At 58.0% G+C, this 16,258-nt stretch carries 12 protein-coding genes; 5 read left to right on the top strand and 7 right to left on the bottom strand.

Annotated elements, in window-relative coordinates; all coding sequences use genetic code 11:
- Position 1 precedes the first annotated feature (1 nt).
- A complete protein-coding gene (locus tag ACEQWH_RS09910; RefSeq protein WP_370230280.1) occupies positions 2 to 2,191 on the top strand; it encodes a 3-hydroxyacyl-CoA dehydrogenase NAD-binding domain-containing protein in 2,190 nt (729 codons plus the stop codon).
- 50 nt (positions 2,192 to 2,241) lie between these two features.
- On the opposite strand, the gene ACEQWH_RS09905 is transcribed toward ACEQWH_RS09910, so the two are convergent.
- Positions 2,242 to 2,883, bottom strand: coding sequence for a sulfotransferase family 2 domain-containing protein (locus tag ACEQWH_RS09905; protein WP_370230278.1), 642 nt, complete (start codon positions 2,881 to 2,883; stop codon positions 2,242 to 2,244).
- Positions 2,884 to 3,056: 173 nt separating this feature from the next.
- Here ACEQWH_RS09905 and ACEQWH_RS09900 point away from each other — a divergent pair, with 173 nt between their 5' ends.
- Entirely contained in the window at positions 3,057 to 4,685 is a 1,629-nt protein-coding gene (locus ACEQWH_RS09900; protein ID WP_370230276.1) for an AMP-binding protein, read from the top strand.
- 73 nt (positions 4,686 to 4,758) lie between these two features.
- Positions 4,759 to 5,772 (top strand): hypothetical protein, encoded by a 1,014-nt coding sequence (locus ACEQWH_RS09895; protein WP_370230274.1) that lies wholly within the window; start codon positions 4,759 to 4,761, stop codon positions 5,770 to 5,772.
- Between the two features lie 2 nt (positions 5,773 to 5,774).
- On the opposite strand, the gene ACEQWH_RS09890 is transcribed toward ACEQWH_RS09895, so the two are convergent.
- The 6 genes from ACEQWH_RS09890 to ACEQWH_RS09865 all read right to left on the bottom strand — a co-directional run bounded on the left by ACEQWH_RS09890 (position 5,775) and on the right by ACEQWH_RS09865 (position 11,554).
- Positions 5,775 to 6,944 carry an SPOR domain-containing protein gene (locus ACEQWH_RS09890; protein WP_370230272.1) on the bottom strand — a complete coding sequence of 390 codons (1,170 nt, stop codon included), beginning with the start codon at positions 6,942 to 6,944 and terminating at the stop codon, positions 5,775 to 5,777.
- Between the two features lie 90 nt (positions 6,945 to 7,034).
- Entirely contained in the window at positions 7,035 to 7,667 is a 633-nt protein-coding gene (gene upp / locus ACEQWH_RS09885; protein ID WP_370230271.1) for a uracil phosphoribosyltransferase, read from the bottom strand.
- Positions 7,664 to 8,650, bottom strand: a complete 987-nt coding sequence (locus tag ACEQWH_RS09880) for an adenosine deaminase (protein ID WP_370230269.1) — start codon at positions 8,648 to 8,650, stop codon at positions 7,664 to 7,666. Before ACEQWH_RS09880 ends, upp begins: the two co-directional genes overlap by 4 nt.
- Positions 8,647 to 9,858 (bottom strand): phosphopentomutase, encoded by a 1,212-nt coding sequence (locus ACEQWH_RS09875; RefSeq protein ID WP_370230266.1) that lies wholly within the window; start codon positions 9,856 to 9,858, stop codon positions 8,647 to 8,649. Before ACEQWH_RS09875 ends, ACEQWH_RS09880 begins: the two co-directional genes overlap by 4 nt.
- Complete coding sequence (locus ACEQWH_RS09870) at positions 9,855 to 11,162, bottom strand: thymidine phosphorylase (protein ID WP_370230264.1); 1,308 nt, start codon at positions 11,160 to 11,162, stop codon at positions 9,855 to 9,857. The genes ACEQWH_RS09875 and ACEQWH_RS09870 overlap by 4 nt, the downstream gene beginning before the upstream one ends.
- Entirely contained in the window at positions 11,162 to 11,554 is a 393-nt protein-coding gene (locus tag ACEQWH_RS09865) for a cytidine deaminase (protein WP_370230261.1), read from the bottom strand. Before ACEQWH_RS09865 ends, ACEQWH_RS09870 begins: the two co-directional genes overlap by 1 nt.
- A gap of 314 nt (positions 11,555 to 11,868) precedes the next feature.
- Between ACEQWH_RS09865 and ACEQWH_RS09860 the strand changes: the two genes are divergently transcribed.
- Together ACEQWH_RS09860 and ACEQWH_RS09855 are read left to right on the top strand one after the other, a co-directional pair.
- Entirely contained in the window at positions 11,869 to 14,148 is a 2,280-nt protein-coding gene (locus ACEQWH_RS09860; protein WP_370230259.1) for an NADP-dependent malic enzyme, read from the top strand.
- Positions 14,149 to 14,336: 188 nt separating this feature from the next.
- Positions 14,337 to 16,223, top strand: a complete 1,887-nt coding sequence (locus ACEQWH_RS09855) for a propionyl-CoA synthetase (protein ID WP_370230258.1) — start codon at positions 14,337 to 14,339, stop codon at positions 16,221 to 16,223.
- The last annotated feature ends 35 nt before the right edge of the window (positions 16,224 to 16,258 follow it).

The raw sequence follows: 16,258 nt of genomic DNA, 5'->3' as shown, positions 1-16,258 counted from the left end.
CATGAGCGATTTTAGCTACGCATTGGACGCAGACGGCGTCGGCGTCATCACCTGGGACACCGTGGGTAAATCCATGAACGTCATGAACCAGCAAGGGTTCATGGATCTGGATGCCTTGGTTGACGCAGCCCTTGCCGACGACGCCTGTAAAGGCATCATCATCACTTCGGGCAAGCCCGGGTCGTTCGCAGGTGGGATGGATCTGAACATCATTGCCAAGATGAAGGAAATGGCCGGCGGGTCCCCAGAACAAGGCCTGATGGACGGGCTGATGCTGACCCACGGGATCTTGCGCAAGATCGAGCGCGCCGGGATGGATCCGAAAACCAACAAGGGCGGCAAGCCGATTGCTTGTGTTCTGCCGGGCACTGCGCTGGGTATCGGGTTTGAAATCCCGCTGGCCTGCCACCGCATTTTCGCAGCAGATAACCCCAAAGCCAAAATCGGCCTGCCAGAGATCATGGTCGGCATTTTCCCCGGCATGGGCGGCACAACGCGTCTGACGCGTAAGCTGGGTGCAATGGCGGCCTCTCCGTTTCTTCTGCAGGGGAAGCTGTCAGATCCCAAGAAAGCCAAGTCCGCGGGTCTGATTGATGAGGTCTCTGAGGATCCGATGGCCGATGCGAAAGCCTGGGTTCTGTCAGAGCCTAAGATCGTCAAACCATGGGATGAAAAGGGCTATAAAATGCCTGGTGGTGCACCTTATCACCCAGCTGGCTTCATGACATTCGTGGGCGCAAACGCCATGGTGAATGGCAATACGCAGGGCGTTTATCCGGCGGCAAAAGCCATGCTGTCAGCCGTCTATGAAGGTGCGCTGGTGCCGTTTGACACGGCGATCAAGATCGAAGCGCGGTGGTTCACCCATGTTCTGATGAACCCAAGCAGCTCGGCCATGATCCGCAGCCTCTTCATCAATAAAGAGGCTCTGGAAAAAGGCGCGAACCGTCCTGCTGTGGCCGACCAGACCGTCAAGAAAGTTGGCGTGCTTGGCGCTGGCATGATGGGCGCTGGCATTGCTTTGGTCTCGGCGAAAGCAGGTATCGAAGTTGTCCTGATCGATCGCGATCAAGAGGCTGCGGACAAGGGCCGCGCCTATATCGAGGCCTTTGCCGACAAAGGGATCGCGCGCAAAAAGTCCACGCCTGAGCAGAAAGAGAAAATGCTTGGGCTGGTCAATGCGACGGCTGATCTTGATGCGCTGAAAGGGTGTGATCTGATCGTTGAAGCCGTCTTTGAGGACGTTGGTGTTAAGGCCGACATGACCAAAAAGGTTGAGGCCATCGTAGGCGAGGACTGTGTCTTTGCCACCAACACTTCGACCCTACCGATCACCGAGCTTGCAAAGGCGTCTGTGCGGTCTGACAAGTTCATCGGTATTCACTTCTTCTCGCCGGTCGAGAAAATGATGCTGGTTGAGATCATCAAAGGCAAAGAAACCGGTGACGTGGCCGTGGCCAAGGCGCTGGACTTTGTGCGTCAGATCAAAAAGACGCCGATCGTTGTCAATGACGCGCGCTTCTTCTATGCCAACCGGTGCATCATCCCCTACATCAACGAAGGTATTCGTATGGTCACCGAAGGCGTCGCGCCTGCGTTGATCGAAAACGCCGCAAAGATGCTGGGAATGCCTTTGGGCCCGCTGCAACTGACGGACGAGACCTCTATTGATCTGGGTGTCAAAATTGCCAAAGCCACCAAGGCGGCGATGGGCGATGACTATGATGACGCCTGTGACGAAATCCTGTTCTGGATGTTTGACGAGGGCCGTCTGGGCCGCAAGGCAAACGCAGGGTTTTATGCCTATGACGAAAAGGGCAAACGTCAGGGGCTTTGGACGGGACTGGCCGACAAATACGCCGTCTCGCCAGACCAGCCATCGCTGCATGATGTCCAAAACCGTCTGATCTTTGCGCAGGTTCTAGAAGCCGTACGTGCGCTGGAAGAAGGCGTACTGGAGGACATCCGCGAGGGGGACGTCGGCGCCATTCTTGGCTGGGGTTTTGCGCCTTGGTCCGGTGGTCCGTTCTCGTGGCTGGATATCGTTGGCTCTGAGTGGGCCGCAGAAACCTGTGATGCACTCAGCGAAGCCCACGGCGACCGCTTTGCCACCCCTGCCCTGCTTCGGGACATGGCGGCCAAGGGCCAAAGTTTCTATGGACGTTTTGGAGCAAAATCCGAAGCGGCCTAAGTCGGCACAAAACAAACAAAAGCCCCGGTCACTGGCCGGGGCTTTTGCGTTTAGAAACTGTACCCAAATCGCGCGATGTCCGCGCCACAGATCTCTTGCACGACTTCGCGGGTTCTGACGTCATAATACCCCCGATAATCAGGCGCGCGTTCCGATGCGTTCACCTGCTGCAGCGACAGCTCAAAGCCGAGGTGTTCAAACAAGGGCTGCGCGTCCTCTTCAAAGTGTTCAATACGAATAAAACACGAGGCCCGCTCGGCCCCTTTATAAGTAAGATAGCTGCCATAGGGTGCCGAGGCGACGCTTTTTCGGGTCTGGGAATGCTGTGTAAACCCTTGAAACTCTAGCGTATTTGCCAGCTTTACCGCAGGATGCTCAAAAGATTGCGCACGCAGCCAGTGATAATAGCTGACCATCCGATCCCAGGGATTGCGCACCAAGGCAAAGGTGAAAAACGTCTCGATCTCGGCGGGGGTCACGAGGCCTTCGATATCGGCCAAACGCGCGTGTTTCCACAGGCGACCGGCGGCTTTCACCCCCTTCAGACGGCGGCGACGTTTCAGCGCTTTGGGCGTGTCCCCAAGCATCATGTCGTCTTTCATCGCACGGCCCTCAAGCGCCAGCGCCATCGCGGTTCCCGCGGTTTTGGGGATATGCACAAATATGTAACGGCGGCCGCGAGAGATGATCATAGGCGCAACGTTAACTGCGCCAAGGCGCAGATGAAAGAGCGAAGCGCTTGACAGACCGAAGCGCCGCCGCACAAGGTGAAGACCGCAGTTCTACGAAGCGGAAAACTACGGACTATCGCGGTGCTTCCATTCATTGCTAGGACTGGCTTCATCGGAATTGAGGGAGGCTTTCCATGGGCTGGATGAATGACGAAACCGGGCTCGGCAAAACCGCGGCAAACTTTGTACCGCTGACACCGCTTAGTCACCTAAGGCGTGCGGTTCAGGTGTTTCCGGATCGTTTGGCCAATGTCTATGGATCGCACCGCAAAACCTATGTGGAATATCACGAGCGGTGCACGCGGTTTGCTTCGGCGCTGGTCAAACTGGGGATACAACCCGGCGATGTCGTGGCCACGCTTTTGCCCAACATTCCGGCGCAATGCGAAAGCAGCTTTGGCGTGCCTGCCTCGGGTGCGGTGCTGAATACGATCAACACGCGATTAGATGCCGCAACCGTCGGATATATTTTTGACCACGGCGAAGCGAAAGTCGTGCTGGCAGACACCAGTTTGCTGCCCTTGGTTCAGGCCTCGATTGAAAAGATGGAAGGCCCCGCCCCCAAAATCATCGAAGTGGCAGACCCGCAGGCGGGGCTGCCTGCCTCTGGCGCGCATCTTGAATACGAGGATTTTCTGGCGACGGGCGATCCGGACTTTAACTGGATCATGCCCGAAGACGAATGGGAAAGCCTTGCGCTGAACTATACCTCGGGCACCACAGGACGCCCCAAAGGCGTGGTTTATCACCATCGCGGCGCGTATCTGATGACGATGGGCACCGTCGTATCCTGGCGGCTGACTCTGCATCCGGTCTATTTAACAATCGTTCCGCTGTTTCACTGCAATGGTTGGAACCACACGTGGATGATGCCGGTGCTGGGCGGGACAGTTGTGTGCTGCCGAGATATCACGGCCAAGAACGTCTTTGACGCCATCGCGGACGAAGGTGTGACCCACATGGGCGGGGCTCCGATTGTTTTGAACGCTTTGGTCAATTCGCCCGCAGAGGACCGTCGCGAGTTTGACCATATCGTCGAGACCTATACCGCAGGTGCCCCCCCTGCCCCAGCGACCCTCGCTAAAATCGAAGAGCTCGGGTTCAATATCACCCATGTTTACGGTCTGACCGAAACATACGGCCACGTCACCGAATGCTATTGGAAAGGCGGCGATTGGGATGACATGAGCACCGCCGAAGTCGCGGCGCGCAAAAGCCAGCAAGGGGTGGCCTTCCCCATGATGGAGCCTGTGATCGTGCGCGACAGCAACCACGATCCTGTGCCGATGGACGGGACCACGCAGGGCGAAATCGCCATTCGCGGCAACTCGGTCATGAAAGGCTATCTGAAGAACCCCGAAGCCACGGCCGAGGCCTTTAAGGGCGGCTATTTCAATTCTGGCGACATCGCGGTGCAGCACCCTGATAGCTATATTCAGATTGCGGACCGGGCCAAAGACATCATCATTTCCGGCGGCGAAAACATCAGTTCGGTCGAAGTCGAGGGCGTCTTGATGGGCCACCCCGATGTGCTTTTGGCAGCGGTCGTTGCGAAACGGGACGAAAAATGGGGCGAGGTTCCTTGCGCCTTCATCGAACTCAAACCGGGGGCAACGACTTCGGGTGCAGACCTGATCGCCTTTAGTCGCGAAACACTCGCAGGCTTTAAAACGCCCAAACACGTTGTTTTCCAAGAGCTTCCGAAAACCTCGACGGGCAAGATCCAAAAGTTCGAGCTGCGCAAAATTGCCAATGGTGAATAGCGCCACGCGTGATTGCCCCTATCGGGCTTTCACGCTAAAATAGCGCAAACATGATGGCAGAGCAGCCACGCACATGAGCACCGCATTCGACAAATACCAAAGGCTTGAGGCCTCTGCCCTTTGGCGTGAAGCGCCCGAGGCGCAGCGTCGTGAAGTCATCATCTCGATTGGCGACGCAAGTCTGTTGATTTCAGACATGCGGGACCGTCCCCTGGCCCACTGGTCTTTGGCCGCGGTTGAACGGGCGAACCCCGGCAAGACGCCGGCGATTTTCATTCCCGGTGGCGATGACTCAGAAAGCCTCGAGCTGGCAGAGAATGAAACCGAAATGATCGAGGCCATCGACACGCTGCGCAAAGCGCTGCATCGCCGAGAGCCACACCCCGGCCGGCTGCGGTGGGCCATTCTGCTGTCGAGCGTTGCCGTGCTTGGGGCCGGGCTGACGTTCTGGCTGCCCAACGCACTGCGCAGCCATGTGGTCGGCTTGGTGCCTGATCTCAACCGCGTGGTCATTGGCCATGACGTAATCGGACATCTGGAACGCACCACTGGCTCCGTCTGTCATTCCGATCTGGGTGATCAGGCGTTGAAAAAACTGGCCCAGGCGATTGGTGTTTCTGAAATCCTTGTGGTGCCCGGAGGCATTAAAACCACCGCCTCGCTTCCCGGCACGGCTTTGGTGGTGGGGCACAGCATTGTTGAAGACTATGAGGATCCGGCCGCGGCCATCGGCTTTATGCTGGCCGAGGCAACCTATGCTGCGGAAAACGATCCGCTGGAACGCATCCTGGAATTTGGCGGCGCGCGGGAAAGTTTCCGCCTGCTCACATCTGGTCAGCTAGCGCCTGACACCTTGTCGGCCTATGCAGAACACCTTGCGATCACCGAGGTTGGCACGCGAGGCACTGACGGGCTTATCGACGGCTTTGTGCGGCTGGGACTGACCGCCAGCCCTTATGCCTATGCGCTTGATATCTCAGGCGAAACTACGCTGGCCTTGATCGAAGCAGACGCGATCATTTCACAGTCCGCCCCCATTCTGACGGATGGCGAATGGGTTGCGCTGCAGGATATCTGCGCGAAGTAGCTTTATTTGATGTAGGCGTTCTGGAAACCCGCGGATTGGGCCTTGGCCAACGCAGATTGCGCGTCGGCATAGGAATAGAACGGTCCGGCCAGAACCATGCGAATGTCCTGAAAACCCTGACGTTGCTTGCCAATACGCACCGGCAATCCCATGCTGCGCACGCGGCGTGCAACGCGCTGCGCATCCTCGGACGAGCCATAGGCCGCCACCTGAACATAGGTGTTTGGCGTGATAACCATCGTATTGCCGCCGGTGCCGCGCGTGCTGACGGTGGACTGCGTCGCCACGCGCGTGTTTTTGTGCGCCGTCATGGGGGTCTTGCTGGTGTCCCAGACACTGGCCATCGCCTGCTGACCGTTTATGGTCTGCACACCCCGGTTCGGGTTCAACCGGTCATCTTTCCAAATCATGCGATACCCTTCTGGCGGTTGCGCCAGTTGCTTGGCTTCTTGATGCGACTGATAGAGATGCTGTGGGATAACCCGCGTGTTGCCCGCGACAGTGCCAGTCTTGACCGTTTGCCCCGGATAGACGCCTGCCGCGACCACCATATTGCCGTTGTGGTCCTGATAACTTGGCATCACGTCGCCACTGCTGGGCGCAATCAGCCCGCCACTCAGCGGATTGGTCTGCGATCCACAGCGGACATCCGCAGTCGGGTGAGCCAGGTATTGGCGGCTTTGCGCGGACAGATGCGTGCAGTTTCCGCCCACTTGCGCCACCTGCGGCATGGGTGCAATCGCTGCGGGCTGATGCACGACGACCGGGCGCGCGGGGGCTTTGCGCGGCGTTGCAACGCGCACCGGAGCGGGCTTGGGTTTTGGCGCTGCCACAACAACAGGATCAGGCTTTGCTGTTGGCTGGGGTGTAATTTCAATAATCTCTGGTTCGTCAGCAACCGCAGCAACAGCGGTCGTGCCAGCAACATTTGTTGGTTGCAGACCACAGACCAGCTTTCTGTCTCGCGTGACGCGCGGCACCCAGCTGGTCGACCCATCGACTCCGGCCCGAATAAACACACAGCCACGGCTGTCGACATACTGGTTGCCCTTGAAGGATGCCGGAGGCACCTCTGCTGGCACACCATCATCCCGCAATGACCGCGCGTCTACTGCCGAGGCCAGCGTCAAAGCGGCCAATAGCGTGTAGGAGAGTGTTTTTCTGAACTGCATCGTGCCCCCACAAGATATGGGGGCCAGTCTAGACGCAAAACCCTAAATGAGTAAAGTGCTACTAGAACCGTTCACGAAAAACTTAGCGCCCTATTTGGTGCCGAACATCCGGTCGCCTGCGTCGCCCAATCCAGGTACGATGTAGCCCTTTTCATTCAGGCACTCATCCAGCGATGCGGTGATAATTGGCACATCCGGATGCGCCTCTTTCATGCGCGCAACCCCTTCAGGTGCTGCGAGTAGGCAAAGAAAACGAATGTTGGTCGCACCGGCCTTTTTCAGCATGTCGATTGCGGCAACTGATGAGTTGCCAGTGGCCAGCATCGGATCAACCGCGATGACCAGACGCTCATCCATTTCAGATGGCACCTTGAAGTAGTATTCCACAGGCTCCAGCGTCTCTTCGTCGCGATACAGCCCGACAAATCCAACGCGGGCGGAGGGGATCAGATCCAGCATACCGTCCAACAGACCGTTGCCAGCACGCAAAATCGACACCAACGCCAGTTTGCGGCCCGCCAAAACCGGCGCGTCCATTTCCTGCATGGGGGTTTCAATCCGACGGGTCGTCATCGCAAGCGGGCGCGTCACCTCATAGGCCAAAAGCTGGCTGATCTCGCGCAAAAGCTGACGAAACTCGGAGGTCGAGGTCTCTTTTTTGCGCATCAGGGTGAGTTTGTGCTGAACCAGCGGGTGATCGACGACGGTCAGATGATCAGTCATACGGCCTCCAGGCGTTTTTGAATTACGGCGCGGGTCTCGTCATTGCAAAAGGCCGCTTTGATCGCCGTTTGATTGAGCTCCGCAAATACGTCCGTATCCCAACCGTGCGCCAGAGCCAACATCTCATATTCACGACGCATGGTCGTTCCAAAGAATGGCGGATCATCCGTCGAGACCGTCACTTTGACCCCCGCGTCACGCAATTTTTGAATGGGATGCGCGGCGAAGTCCTTGAAAAGCCCCAAAACAACATTCGAACCGGGGCAGACTTCGAGGGTGATGTCGCGCGCGATCAGCTCTTGAACCAGCTTGGGATCTTCGATGGCCCGCACACCATGACCGATACGTTCGACATTCAGGTCGCGGATTGCATCCCATATGCTGTCAGGACCGCCAAATTCCCCTGCATGGGTGGTCAGTTTCAGCCCCGCTTCGCGCGCCATATCAAAGGAATAGGCAAAATCGCCCTGCCGCCCTTTGCCCTCGTCACCGCCCATACCGAACCCGACAACCCAGTCGCCCGCTGTCTCGGCTGCACAAAGGGCTGTGCGCTTGGCAACTTCTGGGCCTTCGTGGCGGATGCAGGTGATGACGCCGCGCAAGGTAATGCCATGGGTTGTTTCAGCGCGGTCTGCCGCGTCTTGGACAGCGTGCAGGTATTCACGCCACGCACCCAGATCGCCGCCGCCGCAGAACTCGGGCGACAAGAAGCTTTCAACATAGACAACGCCGTTTGCAGCGCATTCCTCAAGGACCGCCGTGGTCAAACGGCCAAAATCCTCTGGCGTCTGCAATACGGCTGTCGCCGCCTCATAGGTGCGCAAAAAGTTCACAAAGTCGGTGAACTTATAATTGCCGCTGTCATCAAAAACGCCCGTTAGATCGACGTTCTTTTCATGCGCAAGCTGGCGCACGAATGCAGGCGGCGCTGCCCCTTCGTGGTGCAGGTGCAGTTCGACTTTTGGCAACGCGGCGACACTCATAAAAAACTCCGTCCAGGTCCGTGAGAGGGGATATTCAGATGCTGTGCCACCGTGGCCGCAACATCCGCAAAAGCGATATGACCGGCAGAGCCCTGCCCGACACCATAGCACAGAACTGGCACACATTCCCGAGTATGGTCCGTGCCGCTCCAGGTGGGGTCATTGCCGTGATCAGCAGTCAAGATCAAGAGGTCGCCGTCGCGCAACTTGGGCAACACCCCTGCGATCTGCTGATCAAACCATTCCAGCGCACGCGCATAGCCCGATACATCGCGTCGGTGGCCATAGACGCTGTCAAACTCGACGAAATTCGCAAATGTCAGGCTGCCGTCATCGGCCTCGTCAACCAGTCGATGCAGATGGGTCATCAGCGCAGCGTCATCGCCTTTGTGCACCTCATCAATGCCCTGCATCGAAAAGATATCCCCAACCTTCCCAATGCCATAGACCCGACGCCCCGCATCCTGCACCCAGTTGGTGAGAATGGGCTCTGGCGGAGTGATGGCATAGTCTTTGCGATTGGTGGTGCGCGTAAATCCCGAGTCGGCGTCGCCTTTGAAGGGCCGCGCAATCACACGACCGACTTTCATGTCGTGCAAGATCGGCGCAATCGCCTCGCAGAACGCATAGAGCCTGCTGAGACCAAAGGTATCTTCGTGTGCCGCGACCTGAAACACACTGTCAGCCGAGGTATAGCAGATCGGAAAACCCGTCTGCATATGCAGCGCACCAAGGTCTTGAATGACTTGCGTTCCCGACGCGTGGCAATTGCCCAGAATTCCATCGACACCGGTCAGGCCTGTGATCTGATCGACCAGCTCTTTGGCAAAAGCCGGACGTGTGTCTGGGAAATATTTCCAATCCCACGGCACCGGCAAACCCGCCAGTTCCCAATGGCCCGAAGGCGTGTCCTTGCCAAGAGAGGCCTCATGTGCCACCGCCCAAAACCCCTGACTTTCTGCGTTCAAGCCCGGCGTTGGCGCGTCCGAGGCCGCTCGGGTCGCCGCGCCAAGCCCAAGTTTGTCCAAGGTCGGCACCTGCAATGCACCGCTGCGCCCCTCTTCCGCGCGCCCGTCCGCACAGGCTTGGGCGATGCGCCCCAGCGTGTTCGCGCCGGTATCGGGCCGGTCCTGATTAAAAAACCGGTCCGCATCCTTGGCACCGCCGATGCCAACGCTGTCCATCACAACAAGGAAGGCGCGACTCATGCCACGATCCTTTCATAGATCAGGGGCGGCAGGTCCGGTTGGGCTTCGGTGATCTCGATGGCCGCCAGAACCTGTTGCGCCGCCCGATCCGCAGCGTCCTCTCGGGCCGCATGGATCTTGAGCAGAGGTTGGCCTTTGCTGACTTTTGCGCCCAGGGACACCACGTCAGACAGTCCAACAGCTGGATCGACCACATCGCTTTCCACCTGACGCCCGCCGCCCAGACCGATCACCGCCAGCCCCAAGGCCTCGCCATCAAAGCTGGCGACATAGCCTGACTTTGGCGCCGGAATTTCACGGATCACGCTGGCCTCTGGCAAAAAGCGAGACCAGTTTTCGGTGAAGGCCACCGGCCCGCCCTGCGCGAATACCATTTTGCCAAAGGCCTCGGCTGCGCGGCCGTCTGCCACAGATTTCAGGATCATCTCGATCCCAGCGTCCAGATCGGTCGCAAGACCTGCGTTTTCCAGCAACACGCCGCCCAGCGCCGCGGAGAGCTCGAGCAAGCGCCCACCTTTGCCTTTGCACAGCACCTGCATCACTTCGTCGATTTCCAAAGCGTTGCCCAAGGCCGGTGCAAGCGGTGCGCTCATGTCTGAAATCACGGCGGTGGTGGGACACCCTGCCAATTGCGCGGTTTGCACCAAAGACTGCGCCAAAGCGCGCGACTCTTCGGCCGATTTCATCAACGCGCCAGAGCCAAGTTTGACGTCCAGCACAAGGTTCTCAAGCCCTGCGGCAAGCTTTTTGGACAGAATAGACGCAGTGATCAGATCCAGACTTTCGACCGTCGCGGTGACGTCGCGCACGGCATAAAGCCGCTTGTCCGCAGGCGCGATATTGGCGGTTGCACTGACAATCGCCGAGCCCGTTTCATTGACCACACGGCGAAAGGCACCCTCGTCCAGATCCACCCGCAGTCCGGGGATGGCTTCGAGCTTGTCCAATGTGCCGCCCGTGTGTCCAAGGCCACGGCCGGAAATCATCGGCACATAGGCACCACAGGCCGCAAGCGCCGGTGCCAGCACCAAAGACACACAGTCGCCAATACCGCCAGTGGAGTGTTTATCAAGGATCGGGCCGGGCAAACCCCAGCGCAGACGATCACCACTGTCACGCATGGCGACGGTCAAATCAGACCGCGCCTGAGCACCCAGCCCATTCAGGCAGACCGCCATCGCAAAGGCACCGGCCTGCGCATCGCTGACAGAACCATCTGACAAGCCAACCGCAAACCATGCCAATTCCTGAGCGCTGGGAACGTCGCCGCCCCGCAGCTTTGCAATAATCGCGCGCGCGTCCATTATGAATTCTCGAGGTATTCGTCAGAAAAGACGCCGGGGATCAATTCGGCAATGGTGGTCTTTTGTTCGACTCCCGCAACAGTGGCCATGGTCACAACCACATCACCTGCACCAAATTCAGACAGTTTCTGACGACAGCCGCCACAAGGAGACACCGGCAAGGGCGCATCGGCGACAACGTAAACCTCGGTCAGTTTGGTTTCACCGGCCGCCACCATCGCGGCAATCGCGCCGGCTTCGGCGCATGTGCCCTCGGGGTAGGCAGCGTTTTCGACGTTGCAGCCAGCATAGATATTGCCATCCGCGCCGCGCACCGTAGCGCCAACTTTGAAGTTTGAATACGGAGCATAGGCTTTTTCGCGTACGGCCCTCGCCTGATCTTTCATGCTCATTCCTAATCTCCTGCGTTGTCTTTTTTATAGGGTCTGATTCGAGGTCTGATTGGCCCATCAGCATACCACTTTGCCAAATGGCGCAGCAGAGGCCAACCTATGCAAACTATACCCTCTAAAATTTGACCGATAGATAAAATTTAACGGTTGTTTTCTGGGAATACCAGAAACTCTTGCAACCCACGTAAGAGCAAAGGGGCAATCATCCAGCCCAAAGCGCCTTGAATAACTGGAAAATTGACGCACCACGACACGCGCTATTCACAGGCTGAAAATTTTAGTTTAACACTAAACAAAATTCTTGGAGAGCTTAGATGTCAGACACCTCATCGGATTCCCAACGCCAGGCCGCACTTGACTATCACGCGCTCCCCAAGCCGGGAAAACTCGAGATCCGTGCAACAAAGCCCCTGTCCACAGGTCGCGATCTGTCACGCGCATATTCTCCGGGCGTTGCCGAAGCCTGCCTGGAAATCAAAGACGATCCGGCAAACGCAGCGCTTTATACATCGCGCAGCAATCTGGTTGCCGTGGTCACCAATGGCTCGGCTGTTTTGGGATTGGGCAACATCGGCGCCTTGGCCAGCAAGCCTGTCATGGAAGGCAAGGCGGTGCTGTTCAAGAAGTTTGCCGATCTCGACTGCTTTGACATCGAGGTCGATGAAACCGATCCGGAAAAGCTGGCCGACATCGTCTGCGCCTTAGAGCCAAGCTTTGGCGCGGTGAACCTTGAGGACATCAAAGCCCCCGACTGCTTTATCGTTGAAAAACTCTGCCGCGAGCGGATGAATATTCCCGTATTCCACGACGACCAGCACGGCACAGCCATCGTTGTCGGCGCGGCGGCCACGAACGCGCTGCGCGTGGCGGGCAAAAGCTTTGCCGACATCAAGATCGTCTCAACCGGCGGCGGGGCGGCGGGCATTGCCTGCCTAAACATGCTCATCAAGCTGGGCGTAAAACGAGAGAACATCTGGCTGTGTGACATTCACGGTCTGGTCTATGAGGGCCGCACCGAGGACATGAACCCGCAGAAAGCGGCCTTTGCACAGGCCAGCGACCTGCGCACGTTGGATGATGTCATTGACGGCGCGGATCTGTTCCTCGGCTTGTCCGGCCCCAATGTTCTAAAGCCTGCGATGGTCGAAAAAATGGCAGAGCGGCCGATCATCTTTGCGCTGGCCAACCCGACGCCAGAGATCATGCCCGACGCCGCGCGCAAGGTTGCGCCCGATGCGATCATTGCGACAGGCCGCAGCGATTTCCCCAATCAGGTCAACAATGTGCTGTGCTTCCCCTTTATTTTCCGGGGCGCGCTGGACGTGGGGGCCACAGAGATCAACGACGAAATGCAAGTTGCCTGTGTCGAAGGCATTGCAGAGCTGGCCCGCGAAACCACTTCGGCCGAGGCTGCTGCGGCCTATAAAGGCGAGCAGCTTACATTTGGGGCAGACTATCTGATCCCGAAACCTTTTGATCCTCGGCTGGTGGCCATTGTGTCCGGTGCCGTTGCCAAAGCTGCGATGGACAGCGGCGTGGCGACGCGTCCACTGAGCGATCTGGCGGCCTATAAACAAAAGCTGAACCAATCCGTGTTCAAGTCGGCTCTGCTGATGCGTCCAGTTTACGAGGCCGCACGCGTTGCCTCGCGCCGCATTGTCTTTACCGAAGGCGAGGACGAACGCGTGCTGCGGGCAGCACAGGCCATGCTTGAGGAAACCACCGAACAGCCCATTCTGATCGGCCGCCCCGAAGTCGTCACCGCCCGCGCCGAACGCGCGGGGCTGAAAATTCGTCCGGGTGTGGATTTTGATATCGTGAACCCGGAAAACGATCCGCGATATCGCGACTATTGGCAATCCTACCACAAAATTATGGAGCGCCGAGGCGTCACGCCCGATCTGGCCCGCGCCATCATGCGCACGAACACCACAGCCATTGGTGCGATCATGGTGCATCGGGGCGAGGCCGACAGTATGATTTGCGGCACGTTTGGCGAATACCGCTGGCATTTGAACTATGTCGAACAGGTTCTGGGTGGCGGCAACTATAACCCCGATGGCGCGCTGTCGCTGATGATCCTCGAAGATGGGCCCCTCTTTATTGCTGACACACATATTCGCTATGCGCCGACGCCAGAGGAAATTGCCCTCTCCGCCATTGGCGCTGCGCGTCATGTGCGCCGCTTTGGGCTAGAGCCGCAGATTGCGCTGTGTGGTCAAAGCCAGTTTGGCAATTCGGACTGCGACAGCGGCCTGCGTTTGCGCGCCGCTATGGACATTCTGGGGCAGGAATACCGCGACTTTACCTATGACGGCGAAATGAACATCGAGACGGCGCTTGATCCGGACCTGCGGCAGCGGGTCTTTCCAAGTTCCAAACTGAATGGCCCTGCCAATGCTTTGATCTTTGCCAACGCGGATGCCGCCAGCGGTGTGCGAAACGTCCTTAAGATGCGCGCGGGTGGTCTAGAGGTCGGCCCTATCCTGATGGGCATGGGCAACCGTGCGCATATCGTCAGCCCGTCCATTACCGCACGTGGACTTTTGAACATGGCGGCGATCGCCGGGACACCAGTTGCCCACTACAGCTAGCGTTGTAAAAATCTGCGAAACTTTGCAAACTTAGGCCAAAACCATGAATATCGGCCAAGTTTGCAGGGGTTTGCTTGCAAACCCTATTCAAAATTGCAAATTTTTTTACTGAATTTTACAGCCTCTGCGCAACCAGACTTTACGCACCGGAAGCCCGCTGTCTAGAGTGCGCGCAAGGAGGACATGCGATGAGTTATGCAGAGGTTTACGCCGCGTGGCAGAAGGATCCCGAGGGATTTTGGTTGAAAGCGGCCGAGGCGATCGATTGGGTTGAGGCTCCGACATCAGGGGTCACGGACAAAGGCGATGGCTTTTACGACTGGTTTGCCGACGCAAAGGTCAACACCTGCTGGAATGCTCTGGACCGCCATGTCGAGGCCGGTCGCGGCGATCAGGCGGCGGTGATCTATGACTCTCCGATGACCGGAACGAAACGGTCTATCTCTTATGCCGAGATGCGTGATGAGGTTGCGACATTCGCAGGCGCCCTCGCCGCACAGGGTATCGAAAAAGGTGACCGGGTTATCATTTACATGCCCATGGTCCCCGAAGCGCTTGTTGCGATGCTTGCCTGTGCGCGGATCGGCGCGATCCATTCCGTGGTGTTTGGTGGCTTTGCCTCAAACGAGCTGGCGGTGCGCATTGATGACGCCACCCCCAAAGCCATTATCGCCGCATCCTGTGGGCTGGAACCGGGCCGCGTGGTCTCCTATAAGCCGCTGCTTGACGGCGCGATCGAGATGGCGACCCACAAACCCGACGTTTGCGTGATCCTCCAGCGCGAACAAGCCACAGCCGAGATGGGCGCACGTGACGTCGATTGGCGCGAGATTGCAGCCGCGGCCAGCCCGATTGACTGCGTACCGGTCGAAGGTACGCACCCTGCCTATATCCTCTATACCTCTGGCACGACCGGTCAGCCCAAAGGTGTCGTGCGTCCAACGGCAGGCCATCTTGTGGCGCTGAACTGGACGATGAAAAACATCTATGACATCGACCCCGGCGAAGTTTTCTGGGCCGCCAGCGACGTGGGCTGGGTCGTAGGTCACAGCTATATCTGCTACGCCCCCTTGATCCACGGCAACACAACTATCGTGTTCGAAGGCAAACCCGTCGGCACACCTGATGCGGGCACGTTCTGGCGCGTGATTTCCGAACATAAGGTCGCCAGCTTCTTCACCGCGCCAACAGCATTCCGTGCAGTCAAACGCGAAGACCCGACGGGCGCGATGATCCATGACTATGATCTCAGCTGCCTGCGCAGCGTATTCCTTGCCGGTGAACGCGCAGATCCCGACACTATCAGCTGGGCCGAGACCAATCTGAAAGTGCCGGTCATTGACCATTGGTGGCAAACAGAAACCGGCTATGCGATTGCCTCTAACCCACTGGGAATTGAGCAGATGCCGATCAAGCTGGGCTCGCCCTCTGTGCCCATGCCGGGGTATCAGGTGGATATTCTGGATGACGCGGGCCACCCCGTCGCTGCGGGCGAACTTGGCGCGATTGCTGTTAAGCTGCCGCTGCCGCCCGGCACCCTGCCAACACTTTGGAATGCCGATGCGCGCTATCAATCCAGCTATCTTGATGCCTACCCCGGGTACTACGAAACCGGCGATGCGGGCATGAAGGACGAGGACGGCTATCTCTATATCATGGCGCGCACGGATGACGTGATCAACGTCGCAGGCCACCGTCTGTCCACCGGAGGCATGGAAGAGGTGCTTGCCGATCACCCCGACGTCGCAGAATGCGCGGTTATCGGTGTAGCGGATCAACTCAAGGGGCAAATGCCGCTTGGCTTCCTGTGCCTCAACTCAGGAACTGACAGGCCGCATGAGGACATTGTCGCCGAGGTCGTGAAACTGGTGCGCGAGAAAATCGGCCCCGTCGCCGCCTTTAAAATGGCCACGGTGGTGGAACGGCTGCCCAAGACCCGTTCTGGCAAGATCCTGCGAGGCACCATGGTGTCGATTGCGGATGGCAAAGAGTGGAAAATGCCTGCGACCATTGATGATCCTGCCATTCTAGACGAAATCACCGAGGCGTTGCAGGGATTGGGTTACGCTAAATAGCGCGTCCTACCAAGGCAACGACAGCGGGGCGCTAC

Source organism: Cognatishimia sp. (assembly GCF_964229375.1).
Classification (GTDB): Bacteria; Pseudomonadota; Alphaproteobacteria; order Rhodobacterales; family Rhodobacteraceae; genus Cognatishimia.
Note: the sequence above shows the minus strand (reverse complement) of the source record. Positions and strands in the feature narration are given on the sequence as shown.